This window comes from Quadrisphaera sp. GCM10027208 (genome assembly GCF_042658805.1).
Taxonomy (GTDB): domain Bacteria; phylum Actinomycetota; class Actinomycetes; order Actinomycetales; family SCSIO-59966; genus SCSIO-59966.
On record NZ_JBHSRC010000023.1, the window covers coordinates 1 to 530 of the forward strand.

The 530-nt window shown below is 77.0% G+C and carries 1 pseudogene; it reads right to left on the minus strand.

Features of this window, described 5'->3' with window-relative positions:
* A pseudogene (locus ACFP6A_RS14415) lies at nt 1-530 on the minus strand (hypothetical protein); the annotation flags it as partial.

Below are 530 nucleotides of genomic sequence, written 5' to 3' on the forward strand. Positions count from 1 at the left end.
CGGCGGCCGTGGTGGTGGTGTCGCGTTCGGCGTCGCGGATCTTCTCCGCGGCGTGGGACAGGCCCCGGAACATGGTCAGCACGTCGACGGCGGGGCCTTCGGCGACCAGCCGAGCCATCCCGTCGTCCAGGGGGGTGACGCCCACCCGCCGCCGGCGCCGACCCGCCTCGGCCCGCCGGGCTGCCGCCGCGGCGTCGATCGTGGCCACCTCGGCGGCGATCCGGGCCCGCAGCTCCGCGGTGGTCAGGACCGCGGCACCGTAGGCCGGCCGACTGGCACCGGCCGGGTCCTCACCCAGCCCCTCGCCGTCCTCACCGTCCTCGCCGTCCTCGCCGTCCTCGCCGTCCGCATCGTCGGTGTCGTCGGTGGGATCGGTGGGATCGGTGGGGGTGGGGTCGACCGACAGGGCCTCATCCAGGGCCAGGGCGACTGGCTCGTCGAGCTCGGCCGCGGCGGCGGCCACGATCCGGGCCCGCGGGTCGTCGAGGTCACCGCAGGCCAGTGCGTCCAGGGTGCTGGGCAGGCGGGTG